This window comes from Streptomyces sp. NRRL WC-3742, from assembly GCF_000720635.1.
Classification (GTDB): domain Bacteria; phylum Actinomycetota; class Actinomycetes; order Streptomycetales; family Streptomycetaceae; genus Kitasatospora.
In genome coordinates this window covers 1-14820 of record NZ_JOCF01000114.1, presented here as the reverse complement: position 1 = coordinate 14820, position 14820 = coordinate 1, and the positions used below count along the sequence as shown (strand labels likewise).

General features: G+C 74.9%; 14 protein-coding genes. 11 read left to right on the top strand and 3 right to left on the bottom strand.

What is annotated here, in order from left to right; genetic code table 11:
• Positions 1 to 90 precede the first annotated feature (90 nt).
• Positions 91 to 498, bottom strand: a complete 408-nt coding sequence (locus IH61_RS0138235) for a hypothetical protein (protein WP_158845794.1) — start codon at positions 496 to 498, stop codon at positions 91 to 93.
• 309 nt (positions 499 to 807) lie between these two features.
• Between IH61_RS0138235 and IH61_RS0138230 the strand changes: the two genes are divergently transcribed.
• The 3 genes from IH61_RS0138230 to IH61_RS0138220 all read left to right on the top strand — a co-directional run bounded on the left by IH61_RS0138230 (position 808) and on the right by IH61_RS0138220 (position 4356).
• A complete protein-coding gene (locus IH61_RS0138230; protein WP_051838713.1) occupies positions 808 to 1638 on the top strand; it encodes a hypothetical protein in 831 nt (276 codons plus the stop codon).
• Positions 1638 to 3176, top strand: a complete 1539-nt coding sequence (locus tag IH61_RS0138225) for a serine/threonine-protein kinase (RefSeq protein WP_031078700.1) — start codon at positions 1638 to 1640, stop codon at positions 3174 to 3176. Before IH61_RS0138230 ends, IH61_RS0138225 begins: the two co-directional genes overlap by 1 nt.
• Positions 3177 to 3249: 73 nt before the next feature.
• Positions 3250 to 4356 (top strand): calcium:proton antiporter, encoded by a 1107-nt coding sequence (locus tag IH61_RS0138220; protein WP_031078698.1) that lies wholly within the window; start codon positions 3250 to 3252, stop codon positions 4354 to 4356.
• 162 nt (positions 4357 to 4518) lie between these two features.
• On the opposite strand, the gene IH61_RS43665 is transcribed toward IH61_RS0138220, so the two are convergent.
• On the bottom strand, positions 4519 to 5496 hold the full coding sequence (locus tag IH61_RS43665) for an LPXTG cell wall anchor domain-containing protein (RefSeq protein ID WP_051838712.1): 978 nt from the start codon (positions 5494 to 5496) through the stop codon (positions 4519 to 4521).
• 359 nt (positions 5497 to 5855) lie between these two features.
• Between IH61_RS43665 and IH61_RS0138210 the strand changes: the two genes are divergently transcribed.
• Positions 5856 to 7160, top strand: a complete 1305-nt coding sequence (locus IH61_RS0138210; protein ID WP_031078695.1) for a geranylgeranyl reductase family protein — start codon at positions 5856 to 5858, stop codon at positions 7158 to 7160.
• Between the two features lie 19 nt (positions 7161 to 7179).
• On the opposite strand, the gene IH61_RS0138205 is transcribed toward IH61_RS0138210, so the two are convergent.
• Positions 7180 to 7713, bottom strand: coding sequence for a GNAT family N-acetyltransferase (locus IH61_RS0138205; RefSeq protein WP_031078693.1), 534 nt, complete (start codon positions 7711 to 7713; stop codon positions 7180 to 7182).
• Between the two features lie 83 nt (positions 7714 to 7796).
• Here IH61_RS0138205 and IH61_RS42160 point away from each other — a divergent pair, with 83 nt between their 5' ends.
• The 7 genes from IH61_RS42160 (at position 7797) to IH61_RS0138170 (ending at position 14660) form a co-directional block, all read left to right on the top strand.
• Positions 7797 to 8381, top strand: coding sequence for a GNAT family N-acetyltransferase (locus tag IH61_RS42160; RefSeq protein ID WP_037973929.1), 585 nt, complete (start codon positions 7797 to 7799; stop codon positions 8379 to 8381).
• A gap of 218 nt (positions 8382 to 8599) precedes the next feature.
• On the top strand, positions 8600 to 9316 hold the full coding sequence (locus IH61_RS43660) for a HEAT repeat domain-containing protein (protein WP_051838711.1): 717 nt from the start codon (positions 8600 to 8602) through the stop codon (positions 9314 to 9316).
• Between the two features lie 260 nt (positions 9317 to 9576).
• Positions 9577 to 12336, top strand: a complete 2760-nt coding sequence (locus IH61_RS0138190) for an ATP-binding protein (protein WP_051838710.1) — start codon at positions 9577 to 9579, stop codon at positions 12334 to 12336.
• Positions 12337 to 12797: 461 nt separating this feature from the next.
• Positions 12798 to 13241 carry an HAD family hydrolase gene (locus IH61_RS43655; RefSeq protein ID WP_051838709.1) on the top strand — a complete coding sequence of 148 codons (444 nt, stop codon included), beginning with the start codon at positions 12798 to 12800 and terminating at the stop codon, positions 13239 to 13241.
• Positions 13242 to 13306: 65 nt separating this feature from the next.
• Positions 13307 to 13771, top strand: a complete 465-nt coding sequence (locus IH61_RS0138180; protein ID WP_234327515.1) for a DUF3040 domain-containing protein — start codon at positions 13307 to 13309, stop codon at positions 13769 to 13771.
• Positions 13772 to 13775: 4 nt separating this feature from the next.
• On the top strand, positions 13776 to 14072 hold the full coding sequence (locus tag IH61_RS0138175) for a hypothetical protein (RefSeq protein ID WP_051838708.1): 297 nt from the start codon (positions 13776 to 13778) through the stop codon (positions 14070 to 14072).
• A gap of 6 nt (positions 14073 to 14078) precedes the next feature.
• Positions 14079 to 14660, top strand: a complete 582-nt coding sequence (locus IH61_RS0138170) for a type 1 glutamine amidotransferase domain-containing protein (RefSeq protein WP_051838707.1) — start codon at positions 14079 to 14081, stop codon at positions 14658 to 14660.
• Positions 14661 to 14820: the final 160 nt, after the last annotated feature.

Sequence of the window (14820 nt, the reverse complement as noted above, 5' to 3'; positions counted from 1 at the left end):
GGGGCGGGGAGGGGCGGGGAGGCGGAGAGCGAAGGGGCCCGGCCCGGAACTGCCATTCCGGGCCGGGCGGCGCCGTCCTCTCGGAGGCGCTTAGAACGGGTTGGTACAGGTGGTCACCTGCCGGGCCGCGTCCAGCGCCGGGCCGGCGGTGGCACAGACGATCCGCAGCTTGTCGGTCACCACCCGCTGGGTGGTGGCGTCGGCCGAGCCGTAGCGGACGGTGGTGGCCGAGGCGACGGTCTCCCACGGGCTGCCCCAGGCGGCCTGGGTGCGGAGCTCGACGCGGACGACGGTCAGCTGGCTCGGGTCGGCGGTGACGCGGGCGACGCCGACGACGCCCTCGTTGTTCGACTCGTGCGAGAGGCACGGGCGGTTCAGCACCGTGGTGCAGGCCGTGGTGCCGGGCTCGGCCGTCGCCGTGGTGGCCATGGCGGGGGCGGCGGACAGCCCGGCGATCCCTGCCACCGTCATCATCACAGCTGCGATCCGAGTGCGCATGTTATGAACCTCCTTGGAAATTAAGGGAATCTCACTCCTTGGGATGAGTCTTACACAACGAGTGGACGATCGACCACTGTGCGTTGCGTCACACTCATGGTGATCGTTCAACTACGTCCTGCAACCGTTATCGAATGTTCAGCACACGGACAACTTTCGGCTTGACTGATGATCAGTTCGTCTGTGGCGCAAGGGTTTTCGGCGGGTTTTCGGGGGGTTCCGGCGTCCCGCGTCACTCGTCCGAGTGGCGGGAAGCCTCCTCGACGGATCGGACGGATACCATCGATCCGATCCCACGGAGGTGTCCGCGTGGACACGGTCATCGTTCAACTCCCCAGCCCGGCACGGTCGGTGGCGCCCGGAGCGGCCCCCGCGCTGCTGCGGATGGGCCCCGGCGAGAGCGCCGTCTTCGGCCGGGGCGAGCCCGGAAGGCCCGCCGCCATCCCCCTGCCCGACCAGGGCGTCTCCCGCAGCGCGGGCGAGGTCGTGGCCGCCGAGGACTACTGGCGGCTGTCCAACTTCAGCTCCTCCGCCACCTACGTGGTGGAGAACCTGGAGGGCGCCGGCGAGCACGTGAAGGTCGCCCCCGGCAGACTCGGCGCGCCCGTGCCGTTCGAGTTCTCCCGCGTCCTGCTGCCCGCCCTCGGCGAACCCGCCTCCTTCAAGGTCTTCGCCCCGCAGCACGCCTACCTGGAGGGCCGCCCCGGCGGTGTGCCCGGCGCGCCCGGCGAACACGGGGAGCCCGGGGAACTCGGCGGGCTCGGCGAGCACACCGTCAGCCCCTTCGCCCTCGACCCGACCGCCAAGTACTTCCTGGTGCTGCTCGCCCTGTGCGAACCGCGCCTGCGCTCGCCCTCCGCCGCCGCCGTCCCCGGCGTCACCGAGGTGCTGGCCCGGCTGCGCGCCCTGCCCGGCTGCCACAGCCTCACCCGCTCCGCCGTGAACTACCACATCGACTACCTGACGGCGACGAAACTGCGGCTGCGCGAGCTGTACGAGGAGGGGCCGGGCGGCGGCAAGCGCGAGGAACTCGTCGCGCTGGCGCTCAGGTTCGACCTCGTCCGGGAGGAGCACCTCGCCCTGCTCCCGTCGCGCCGCCCGCAGGCCCGTACCCCCGCCCGCCCGAGCACCCGGCCGTGATGTCCGGCGGCCCCGGCGGCCCCGACGTCCCGGACGGCTACCCCCTCGCCGGGTACCGCCTCGGCCCGCTCATCGGCGCCGGCGCCTGGGGCCGGGTGCACGCCGCCCACGGCCCGGACGGCGCCCCCGTCGCCGTCAAACTCCTCGGCCCCGCCGGCCTCAGCCCCGGCCAGCGCGCCACCATGGCCCAGCTCGCCCACCGCGAGGAGCGGTTCAGCCGCCGGGCCGACCACCCCCACCTGATCCGCACCCTCGCTGTGCTCACCGTCGACGACCCGGCCCACCCCGCCCTCGACGGCGCCCTCGCCCTGGTGATGGAACGCGCCGCCCGCAGCCTCGCGGACCTCCTCGCCACCACCCGCCCCGGCACCCCCGCCCCCGGGGCCGAGCGCATCCTTGCCGAGGTCTGCTCCGGACTCGTCCACATGCACCGCGCCGGCTGGGTCCACGGGGACCTGAAACCGGCCAACATCCTGCTGATGCCCGACGGCACCGCCAGGATCGCCGACTTCGGCCTCACCGCCGAGCTCGAGGGCACCCACGCCTACGCGCCGCCGCTCGGCTCGCCCGACCACGTCCCGCCCGAGTGGTGGTCCCAGCGCACCGGCGCGCGCGGCGTCGCGCTGCGCCCCAGCGCCGACGTCTGGGCCTTCGGCGTGATCGCCCACCAGCTGCTCACCGGGGGCCTGCACCCCTTCCTCGGCGCCACCGCCCGGGCCCGCTCCCTCGCCGCCCAGTCGTACGCGCGCGGCGCCGCCCCGCTGCGGCTGGACGAGGCGCTGCCCGCGCGCTGGCGGCCGGTGGTCGCCGCCTGCCTGGCCCCGGCGCGGGAGGACCGGGAGCGCACCGACCTCGCCGCCCTGGTCGCGGGCGCCGCCCACGCACCGAGGGCCCGCGCCCGGCTCGCGGCGAAGGTCTCCGCGCTCGCCTGCGCCCTGGCCCTCCTCGCCCTCGCCGGAGCGCCCGAGCCCGCCGCCCGTCCAGCCGCCGCCCGTCCGGCCGCCGTTCGCGTGCCCGCCGCCCGTGTGCCCGCCCCGGTCCTGGCCGCACCCCCGCAGCCCGGCGCCATCCCGCCCGACTCGGACGTGCCGCCCGCCTACCGGGACATGATCGAGAACGCCGCCCGCCGCTGCCCCGAACCGGAGATCACCCCCGCCCTGCTGGCCGCGATGCTCAAGGCCGAGAGCGGCTTCGACCCCGCCGCCGCCCGCCCCGAGACCGGCGAGTACGGCATCGCCATGTGGACCCCCGCCGTCTTCGACGCCTGGGCGCGCGCCGCCGCCCACGAAGGCCCGAAGTCGTACCTCGATCCGGGCGACGCGATCGCGGCCATGGGCAACTACGTCTGCTGGCTCGACCAGCAGTTCAAGGCCAACGGCCTCACCCGGGACCTGCCCGCCCTCGTGACCGCCGGCTACCGCACCAGCGACAAGACCGTCAGGGCCGCCGGGGGCGTCCCCGAGCGGGTGCGCCCGCACGTCGACCGGGTACTCCGCTATCTGGCCGACTACGGTGGGTCACCGGGCAAATCGGGATGAGTTGTGCCACATCCGCCCGTACGGCGGCGCGGGCAACCGGATGGCGGGCCTCCGGTCTGTCATTCTCGGGCGCATGATCACGAAGCTCCGCGCGGCCACCGCGCAATGGACCGTCGTCGTTCCGGTGGTGTCGTTCGTCGTCCTCGTCCTGACCTGGCACAAGGACCTGCCCGGCTGGGCGGTCGGCGTGGTCGCGGTGTTCCTGATGGCCGCCGTGCTCTCCGCCGTGCACCACGCCGAGGTCATCGCCCACTGGTCCGGCGAACCGTTCGGGTCGCTGGTCCTGGCCGTGGCGGTCACCGTGATCGAGGTCGCCCTGATCGTCACCCTGATGGCGGACGGTGGCGACAAGTCCTCCACCCTGGCGCGCGACACCGTCTTCGCCGCCGTGATGATCACCTGCAACGGCATCCTCGGCCTGTCCATCATCGTGGCCGCGATCAAGTACCGCACCGCCGTCTTCAACGCCGAGGGCACCGGGACGGCCCTGGCCTGCATCGCCACCCTCGCCACCCTGAGCCTGGTGCTGCCGACCTTCACCACCAGCTCCCCGGGCCCGCAGTTCTCGACCACCCAGCTCAGCTACGCGGCCGCCGCCTCGCTCGTCGTCTACGGCCTGTTCGTCACCACCCAGACCCTGCGCCACCGGGACTACTTCCTGCCCGTCACCCCGGAGGGCAAGGTCCGCCGGCTCGAGGAGGAGGACCACGCGGCCCCGCCCACCCTCCGGGCCGCGGGCGTCAGCCTGCTGCTGCTCGCCGTCGCGCTGGTCGCCGTGGTGGGCCTGGCCAAGGGCGTCTCGCCGACCATCGAGTCCGCCGTCGAGGACGCCGGGCTGCCGCACGCCGTGGTCGGTGTGATCATCGCGCTGATGGTGCTGCTGCCGGAGACCATCGCGGCGCTGCGCGCGGCCGCCCGCAACCGGGTGCAGACCAGCCTCAACCTCGCCCTCGGCTCGGCGCTCGCCAGCATCGGCCTGACCATCCCGGCCGTGGCCGTCGCCTCCGCCTGGCTGGAGGGCCCGCTCGTCCTCGGCCTCGAACCCTCGCACCTGGTGCTGCTGACGCTCACCGTCGTCCTCGGCACCCTGACCGTCATCCCGCGCCGGGCGACGCTGCTCCAAGGGGCCCTGCACCTGGCGCTGTTGGCGGAATTCGTGGTGCTGGCGGTGAACCCGTGACGGCGCCTCGCCCGTAGTCACACACGGGAGCCCCTGGCCGGCCGCGATATCGCGGGGCCAGGGGCTCAGTGGTGCCCGGGCGGCCCTGATCAGGCACAGGAGCAGTGCTGATCAGGGTCGGTCGCCCGGCGCGGTCCGTCCGATCGCGTGGACGGAGGTGTCTCAGGTGGTGCGGCGACGTCGGGTGTAGACCACCGCGCCCGCGCCGGCGGCCAGCAGCACGGTGCCGGCGCCCGCGTAGAGCAGGGTGCCGTCGCTACCGGTGGAGGCCAGCTTCTTGCCGTCGGCGATCGGGGTCGGGGTCGGGACGGGGAGCTCGGCGGCCTTGGCCAGCGGCTCCTCGGGGTTGACCACGGGGGTGCTGCCGGCCGGCGGGGTCGTCACCGGGACGGTGGCGGTGGGCTTGTCGTCGGTCGGCTTGGGGCTCGGGGCGCCCGTGGCTGGGGTGGTCGGCTCCGGGGTGCTCGGCTCGGTGGGGGCCGGGGTGGTCGGGGTCGACGGAGTCGCCGGGGTGGTGGGCGTCGTGCTCGGCGTCACCGGGGTGGTCGGGGTCGCGGCGGGGGTGCTGGGCGTCGCGGCCGGCGTGGTCGGCTTCGGCGCGGGGGTGGTCGGCGTGGCGGACGGCGTCACGGTGGCGGTCGGCGTGCCGGTCGGCGTCCTGGTGGGCGTCGGCTTCGGGGACTCGGCGCCGCAGTCGACCTTGAACACCTTGTGCTTCGGGTTGTTGATCTTCGTCTTCGTCGGCACCTTGCCGTCGACCAGCTCGACCGACGACCAGTACAGCTTGTACATCCCGTCCGGCAGGTGGATCTCTTCGGTGCGCACGTGACCGCTCGCCAGGACCGGCAGCTGGCCGTACTTCGCGAGGGTCTCCTTGCCGCCGTCCTTCGCGTAGATCGCCCAGATGACGTCCTGGCCCGGGTCGAAGCCGAAGGAGTCCAGGTAGAAGGTGCAGACCTTGGGCTCGTTGCGGGTGTCCTCCTCGCCGGTGGCGGCGTTGTGGATCTTCACGGTGCCGTTGTTGCCGGGAGCGCCCTTGCCACCGCCGGCGGCGGCCTGCGCGACGGGGGCGAGCAGCATCAGCGCGGCGGCGGTCGGGACGGCCACCATGGCGCGTGCGGCGGTGGAGCGGAGGTGCATGGGAGTTCCATTCGACGGGAGGGGCACAAAAGTTCCCGTAACGGGCGGATGGACGCAAGGAGTGTTTGGCCGGATTGAGTCGTTGTGGCCGATATGTGGCGAACAGTTCGTTACTACAATCCGATCACGTGCCCGTGGATAAGCCGTGCGCGTCGTGGGCACCTCAACGGGAAGGCGGCCCATATCGTGCAGTGGCCGGTATTGACCGGTCGCCGACACCGGACCGCGTGTCGGGGGAGCGGGTGACCGGCGCGGTTCTCTATCGTCCGTCTGGGACCGCCGAGCCCACAGGTGCAGGAGTGGCGCCGGCCGGTCCGATCCGCCAGAGCCCAGCCCAGCCGACCCCGTGGGAGTGCGCGATGCCCGGTCCGCAGCAGCAGGTGACCGCCAGGACGGACCGCGGCGTCGAGGAGGCCGACGTCATCGTCGTCGGCGCCGGCCCGTCCGGCTCCACCGCCGCCTACCACCTCGCCCGCACGGGCCTGGACGTCCTGCTGCTGGAGAAGTCCGCGTTCCCCCGCGAGAAGGTCTGCGGCGACGGCCTCACCCCGCGCGCCGTCAAACAGCTCACCGACATGGGCATCGACGTCTCCGAACAGGCCGGCTGGCTGCACAACAAGGGCCTGCGCCTGGTCGCGGGCGGACGCCGCCTCGAGTTCGACTGGCCGGAACTGTCCGCCTACCCCGGGTACGGACTCGTGCGTCGGCGCGCCGACTTCGACGAACTCCTCGCCCGCCGGGCCGCCGCCGCCGGCGCCCGGCTCGTCGAACGCGCCAACGTGGCGGGCCCGTTGGTGGACGAGCGCACCCGCCGCATCACCGGCGTCAGCGCCAAACTGGGGGAGGGGCGCGAGCCCGTCGAGTACCGGGCCCCGATCGTCCTCGCCGCCGACGGCAACTCCACCCGCCTCTCCGTCGCGATGAACCGCCACCGCCGCACCGACCGCGCCATGGGCGTCGCCTACCGCACGTACTTCACCACCCCGCGCCACGAGGACCGCTACCTCGAAGCCTGGCTCGACCTGCGCGACCCCGACGACCGCACCCGCCGCCTCCTGCCCGGCTACGCCTGGGTGTTCGGCATGGGCGACGGCACCGCGAACGTCGGCCTCGGTGTGCTCGACACCGCCCACGTCGACCTCGACTGGCGCGAACTGCTGCGCCGCTGGTGCGAGGAACTGCCGCCCGAGTACGGCTACACCCCCGAGGGCGTCACCGAACCCGTCCGCGGCTCCGCCCTCCCCATGGGACTCAACCGCCAACCCCACTACGCGGACGGTCTGTTGCTCGTCGGCGACGCCGGCGGCACCGTCAGCCCCGGCACCGGCGAGGGCATCGCCTACGCCATGGAATCCGGCCGCTTCGCCGCCGAGAGCGTCGTCCAGGCCCTCGCCCGCCGCACCGACCGCGGCCGCGAACTCGCCCTGCGCACCTACCCGCAGGCCCTGCGCTCCGCCTACGCCGGCTACTTCGCCCTCGGCCGCCTCGCCGCAGACCTCCTCGGCCGCCCCCGCCTCCTCGGCGCCGCAGGAGCGGCGGGGCTCGGCCAGCCGGCGCTGCTGAAGATCGCCTTCCGGCTGATGGTCAACCTCACCGAGCCCAACTCCAAGGACGCGCTGGACCGGCTGCTGCACCTGATCGGGCGGGTCGCCCCCGGGAAGTGACGGTCCGTCACCGGGATCGTCACCACACCTCGCCCTCACGCCAGTCACAGGTCAGCTCACCGGAGAGGTCCAGCGGTACGGCGCCCGGGAGGACGAAGATCGCCCCCGCCTCCTCGGGCGTCGGCCGCACGCCCTCCGGCGTCAGCGCCGACAGCGGCCCCCGCCAGGGCCGCCAGCCACGCCGCCGGTAGAAGTCCACGGCCTCGTCCGAGGAGCCCAACACCCCCAGCTCGTACGCCCCGCCGACCACCCGCTCCACGGCGTCCATCAGCATCGCCCCGTGCCCGCGCCCCCGCCGGTCCGCCCGCACCCCGACGGCCTCCACGTACCCCGCCCGCAACGCCCGGCCCCGGTGCACCACCCTCCGCTGCACCACGGCTGCGTGGCCCACCAGTTGGCCCTCCTCCCACAGCAACGCGTGCACGCCGCCCAGCGCGTGCTCCCAGTCCTCCGGGGTCATCTCCCCCTCGAAGACCGCGTCCAGCAACTCCCGCGCCCCGTGCAGGACGGCGCGGTCCACATCCGAGGTGTGGGCCGTCATCAGCTCGATCACCCGTCGATCGTCGCACCGGTCCCGGGCCGGGGCGATCCCTTTTTCACTGGCGGGCGGGGGAGCGCAGAGGGTAGGAAGGCAGGATGAGCAGCAGCGACTTCCGGCCGGCCGTCCTCGACCTCGGCGACGCCCTCCTCCGCCCGTGGGGCCGGACACTCGACCTGCCCGGTGGAACGGTCCCCGCGCTCGTCGCCGCCGCGGCCGACCCGGAGATCGCCCGCTGGAACCCCCTGCGCGCCACGGACCCGGCCGAAGCCGAGGCGTACCTCGACCGCTGCGTCACCGGCTGGGCCAAGGGCAGCGCGGCCGCCTTCGCGATCACCGACGCCGTCGACGGCAGCCTCCACGGCAACGTCGCCCTGCGCTGGACCGACCAGGCCGAAGGCGTCGCCCTGATCGGCTACTGGCTCCTCCCGACCGCACGCGGACGCGGCCTCGCCACCCGGGCCACCACCGCCCTCACCCGCTGGGGCGTCGAGACCGCCGGCCTGCGCCGCATCGAACTGTGGCACGCCGTGGGCAACACCCCCTCCTGCCGGGTCGCCGAACGCTGCGGATACCCGTACGAGGGCACCCTCCGCGCCTCCCACCGCTACGGCGGCGACACCTACGCGGACGAGCACCTGCATGCCCGCCTCGCCACCGACCCCGCCCCGAGCGCCACTTGACACTCCCAGGCACTAGGCCGTGTCTTTCGGCTCACGTCGGATGAGCGGGCGTCGTTGGGGTGCGTGCATCGGCGGTGCCGAGGAGGGAGCCACTGCGGTGGGGGCACCTCCCAGCCGCCAGGCTGGGGGACATTGGTGACCGACGAGAAGCCGGCGAGGTGCGTGCCCCGGCGGCGACCGCCCGGCGTGATCCGAAAGACACGGCGTAGCGTGCAGGCATGACCGCCGCCGAATCGCTCGACCGCCTGCTGCTCCTCCTCCTCGATGACCCAGACTCGGATGTCGACGAGTCGACAGACCTCGCCGAACGGCTTGCGGACTGCGAGGACCTCTCGCTCGTTCCCGCCCTGGAGGCTGCGCTCGACGAAGCCCTGGCCGCAGGCAACTTCCATGCCCGCGACACGGTCGCCGGCGTCCTCGCGGGCCTCACCGGCCCCGCCGCGCTGCCCGTCCTCCTGCGGGCGAGCGCCCGCGACCTCGGCGACGACCAGGACTCCCTCTCCGCCGTACTCTGCGACCTCTTCGACGAGCACCCCGACGCCGCCCGCGAAGCCGCCGACCCGCTCCTCAGCGACCCGGACGCCCGGCTGCGCGCCGTCGCCGTCTGGACACTCGGCTTCGCGAGCCACGCGGAGGACGTGGACCTCCTCGCCCGCACCGCCGCCGACCCCTCCGAGGAGGTCCGCGCCGCCACGGCCGGCTCCCTCGGCTCCCTCGCCGCCGCCCACCCGCAGGCCCTCGACCTCCTGATCACCCTCCTCGCCGACCCCCACCCCCAGGTGCGCATCGACGCCCTCTCCGCCCTCGGCTGGTCCCACCGGACACGGGCCCTCCCCGCCGTGCAGTCCCTCGCGAACGACCCCGACGAACGCGTACGCCGCTGGGCGGCCATCAGCGCCGACCGCTTGGGCGCGCAGCGGGGGGACGACCAATGACCTGCCCCCGGCGGGGAGTTGCTCCCGGCCGGGGGTGAGGGGGTGGCCCCGGTCTCCCGCTTCGGCCACCGCGCGGGCTGAGACGGGCAGGGCGCCCACGGGCTCCGGTGCGGTCGGACGCGGCCGGATACGGCCGGATACGGTCGGACGCCTTCGGATGTGGTCGGGCGGGGCCGGATCGTCAAGATCGCACCGGAGCGACCCCGTTCGGCAGTAGCCTCGGCAACGACGGTGTGCGTACGGCGAATTGGGGGGCGGCGATGGCCGAAGGGGACCTGGCGGTCGAGGGCGGCGGGAGCGGCGCTTCGCTGCACGAGCGCGAGGCCGAGATCCGGTCCGCGCAGCGGGCGGTGGAGGCGCTGACCGGGCCCGCCGGCACCGGGCTCGGCGAGCTGCTGGTGTACACCGGCGCGGCCGGGCTGGGCAAGACCGCGGTGCTGACCGAGGTGCGCCGCCGGGCCCGGCGGGTCGGCTGCACCGTGCTGTTCGCCCGCGGCGGGGAGCGCCAGGGCCACGAGCCGTTCCGCGTGGTGCGCGAGCTGGTGCGGCCGGTGCTGGCCGCCCTCTCCGCCGCGGAACGGGCGCAGGTGTTCGGCCCCTGGGAGGGCGTCGTCGGCCCGGCCGTGGGCCTGCTGCCGCCGGGCGGGCAGCTCGACCCGCAGGGGGTGCGCGACGGGCTGGACTTCGTCCTCACCCGCCTCGTGCAGCTGCGCCCGCCCGTGGCCGTGATCGTCGACGACCTGCACTGGGCCGACGCCGAGTCCCTCGGCTGGCTCGCGGGCTTCGCGCTGCGGGCCCGGGAGCTGCCCGCCCTGCTGGTGCTCGCCTGCCGCGACGAGTTCCCCGACGAGGCGCTCGCGTTGCAGCACGGCCTGCTCACCAAGGCCGACCGGCGCCACGAACTGCGCCCGCTGCAGCCCGCCTCCGTCGCCCACCTGGTCCGCGCCGCCCTGGGCGCGCAGGCCGAGGACGCCTTCTGCCGCCACGTCTGGGCCGTCACCGCCGGCAACCCGTACGAGACCACCGCCCTGTTGCGCGAGGTGGCCGACCAGCGGCTCGACCCGGTCGAGGAGAGCAGCGGCCAGCTGCGCGAACTCGCCGCCGGGGCGCGGGGGATGACGCTGCGGCACTGGCTGGAGAAGATCGGCCCGAGCGCCCTGCGCTTCGCCTGGGCCGCCTCCATGCTGGGCACCGACATCCGCCCGGACCTCGCCGCCGTCATCTGCGCGCAGGGCCCGGACGGCGCCGCCGAGTCCGTCCGGCAGCTGCGCCGCCACGGCGTCCTGGTCGGCGCGCCGGGAGGCCGGCTGGAGTTCGTCCACCCGCTGGTCGCCACCTCCGTCTACCAGTCGATGCCGCCCGCCGCCCGCACCGGGATGCACGGGGTCGCCGCCATCGCCACCGAGAACGCGGGCCTGGGCCTGCTGACCGCCTCCCGGCACCTGCTGGAGACCCTGCCCGAGGGGGACGGCGCCGTCGTCGGCAAGCTGCGCCGCGCCGCCCGCGAACACCTGGCCATCGGCGCGCCCGAGGCCGCCCAGCGCTGCCTGCGCCGCGCCATCAGCGAACCGCCCGCCGACGAGGACCGGGCCGCCGTGCTCTACGAACTCGGCTGCTCGGCCCTGCTCACCGACCCGGCGACGACCGTCAACCAACTGCGCCTGGCGCTCGCCGACCCGTACGGGCTCGGCCCCGAGCTGAGGGTCGACGCGATCTTCCGCCTCGCCCAGGCCCTCGCCCACGGCAACCGGGTCGGGGAGGCGTCCGCGGTGTGCGAGCAGGAGGCGGCCCGCACTCCTCCCGGCCCCGGGCGGCTGCGGCTGGAGGTCGCGCACTTCATGTTCGCCGCCTTCCGGTCCGAGGACCCGGACGGGCCGGGGCGCTCCCGGCGGCTGGAGGAGTTCGACGCGATGCTGCGTACGGTCGGCCTGGCCTTCGGCGAAAGCGAGGATCCGACACCGGCCGATCCGACGCTGTCCGACCCGACGCCGGCGGGTTCGAGGCCGGCCGAGGCGGCCTTCGAGCGCGACGGCCTGACCCACGCGGTGGCCGTGCTGCGCTGCTGGGACCTCACCCTGCGCGGCGCCCACCGCGACGAGGCCATCGCCTTCGCCGAGTCCGCCCTGCCCGGCGGCCGCCTGCCGGACAGCCTCGGCTGGACCAACACCACCTGGGGCTTCGAGCTGCCCGGCATCCTCGGCATCTCCTACCTCTACGCCGACCGCGTCGACCGGGGCGAGGCGCTGTTCACCGAGGCAATCCGCGCGTACGAGGTCGCCGGGTGGAGCGGCGGCCACCTTGGCTTCGCCCACCTCCTGACGGGCCTCCTCCGGTTCCGCTGCGGCGCCCTGGCCGAGGCGGAGGACCACCTGCGCCGGGCCCTGCGCCTCGCCGAGCGGATCGGCCCGGGCGTCCCGCTGTACTGGGACGCGGTCGGCGCGCTCGCGGAGACCCTGGCGGCGCGCGGCCGTCTCCCCGAGGCCCTGGACCTGGCCCACCGACACGGCTTCGCGCCGCCTTACCCGACGGTGATGGTCCTGCCCGACGCCCCGACCCTGTACGGCCGCCTTCTGCTCGCCCGCGGCGACGCGCCCGCCGCGGCCGCGACCCTGACCGCCGCCGGGGCGGCCCTGGACGCGCGCGGCTGGCGCAACACCGTGTGGGCGCCCTGGCTCGGCCACCTGGCCCGTGCCGTCGCCGCCGAGGAGCCGAAGCGCGCCCGCGACCTCGCCGAGGAGGCCGTACGCCGCGCCCGGGAGTCGGGCACGGACTCGGCGATCGGCAGCGCCCTGCGCCTCGCCGCGGCCGTCCACGAGGGGCCGAGGGCGGCCGAACTGCTCGCGGAGGCCGTCCACCACCTGGAGCGCTCGCCCGCCCGCTACGAGCACGCGCTGGCCCTGGTGGACCTGGGCGAGGCGCTGGGCGACCCGGCGGCCCTGGAGCGGGGGCGGGAGCTGGCCGCCCGCTGCGGCGCCGACGCCCTGGCCGCCCGGGCGGGGGAGTCGCTGAGGAACCATTGACGGAGTGAGTACTCACTCCGCAGGCTGCGCGTCATGCCGGAGACCACACCCGCGCACCGCCGAACGCGTCGACACCACCCAGTGCCGCGTCAGGCAACCTTCGCCCCGTCGCGACGCCCGGCACGCACTCTCGCCGCACCGGCCGAAAGCCCAAGTACGTCCAGTACGAGGGCTTCCGGCCGGCACGCCGAGAGCACGCACCGGACGCCGCTCCCTGGGGGCACCTCCCGGCCGGAGGCTGGGGGAGGGCGAAGGTTGCCTGACGCGGCACTAGGCCGCCACAGCCGACCGGTCGCCGCCGTTCCGCACCGTGCACGCGCGAACACCGTGACAGGCTCCCCGCGGCGGTGGGGGCGACCGGTTTTCCGGGTGCCCCCGCAGGCTGCGCGGTGGCGGCGGGGGCGGTCTAGCCTGGAAGGGCGCGTATCGGTCGGGGGCCTTTTCGAGCGGGAGAGGTGGCCATGACGGTGATCTCGGCGGTGGTGTTCGGAACCGGTTGGCGGCCCGGGCTGCCCGGCGGGGCCGAGCTGCTGCGCGAGTGTGCCGCCCGGGGCTGGACGGTGGTGCTGACCGGGCCCGGGGTGGCCGGGGCGCCCGCCCTGGCCGTGGCCGAGCCGGGGGACGAGCCGGTGCGCGCCGCGCTGGCGCTGGTGGACGGCGCGCCCTCGCACGCCGTGGCCGTCGCCGGGAGCGTGCGCGAGGTGCTGGCGGCGAGGCGGGCGGGGGTGCCCTGCGTCGCCCTGGAGGCCGGCGGGGAGGCCGGTCCCGAGCTGCGGGCGGCGGGTGCGGCCGAGGTCCACCACGACGCCGTCGCCCTGCTGCGAGTCCTGGACGACAGCCTGCTCGCCCGCCCCCGGGCCTTTGGCCCCGAGGGCGCCGCAACAGGCGCGGCCCGGAACGGTTAGCCCCGGCCCGTACCGGGCAACCGCCGGGTACGAGCACGTCACCGGAAGTGTCGGAGGTGGCCGAGATGGACGGACCCGCGTTGAGCGGATGGGAACGGCGGCTGCTCGAGGAGATCGAGTCCGATCTGCGCCAGGACACGCGCCTGGACCGGAAGTTGAGCACCATGGGGGCCAAGCGGCCGAGCCGTGTGCGCAAGGTGCTGCGCGGCGTCGGGAGCAGGCTTACCGCGGGCGTGGTGCTGACGGCCCTGGTGACGACCGCGATCTGCCTCAGTATCGGCGTACGCACGCCGACCACCGCCGTGCTGACCGCCCTGGGGGTCGTCTGGGCGGCTTCCCTGGCGGCCGCGGTGGTCGCCTCGGAGCTGCTGCGCCGCCGCCGCAGGGCCGGGGCGACCGACCCGAGGGACTGGCCGCAACCCGGTGAGAACCGTGAACGCCGTGAACACCGAGACAACCGTGAACACCGAGACAACCGTGAACGCCGGGACCGCCGCGAGCGCCGGCCGTGGGACCGACCGGAGGCGTGAGGCCATGAGCACCGACCTGTGGGAGCACCGCCCCGGTGCCCACCCCGCCGCCGATCCGAGCCTGGTCGGCTACGAGGTCCTGGCGATCGACGGCCCGCTGGGCCGCGTCGAGCAGGACACCGGCGACCACCTGCTGGTCGACGCCGCCCCCTGGGTGCCCGGCGCCCGGGTGCCGGTGCCGTTCGGCCTGGTCGCCCGCGTCGACCACCTGGAGCGCTCCGTCCGCCTGGACTGCACGCGCGCCCACCTGAGCGCCGTCCCGCCACCCGCCGTCGACCTCACCACCCCGCACCCGCGCTGAGCGATCATGCGCTGGCCGGCCACCACCCTCACGGGCCGTACGATCGCCTTCCTGGTCGCGCCGTACGGGGCCGAGCAGGCCGAACTCACGTCCCCCTGGCAGGCCGTCGCCGAGGCCGGCGGCACCCCGCGCCTGCTCTCCACCGCGCCCGGCCGCGTGCTGGCCGTCCGCCACCGCGATCCGGGGGACACCTTCGCCGTGGACGCGACCGTCGCCGAGGCGGACCAGGCCGACTACGACGGCCTGGTCCTGCCCGGCGGCGTGGCCAGTCCGGACCATCTGCGCCTGGACGGCCGGGCCGTCGCCTTCGTCCACGCCGTCTGCGCCTCCGGCCGCCCGGTCGCCGCGATCTGCCACGCCGCCTGGACCCTCATCGAGGCCGACGCCGTGCGGGGCCGCACCCTCACCTCCTGGCCCAGCCTGCGCACCGACCTCCTCAACGCGGGCGCGCGGTGGGTGGACGAGGAGGTGCACGTGTGCCGCGACGGCCCGGGCGTGCTGGTCACCAGCCGCAAGCCCGCGGACCTGCCGGTGTTCGAGGACGCCTTCGTGACGGAGTTCTCGCACGCGGCATCGAAGCGCCGCTGAGTCTCAGCCCCGGGGTCTCGGCCCCCGGGTCTCGGCCCTCATGTCTCAGTCCCCGCGCAGCCGCAGGAAGGTGGCGGTGGGTGGGCGGCCGGTGAGGAGGAGTTCGGCGCGCAGGGGGGCGGTGAGGGGGTGGAGGGTGCCGTGCCTGTCTCTTATACAC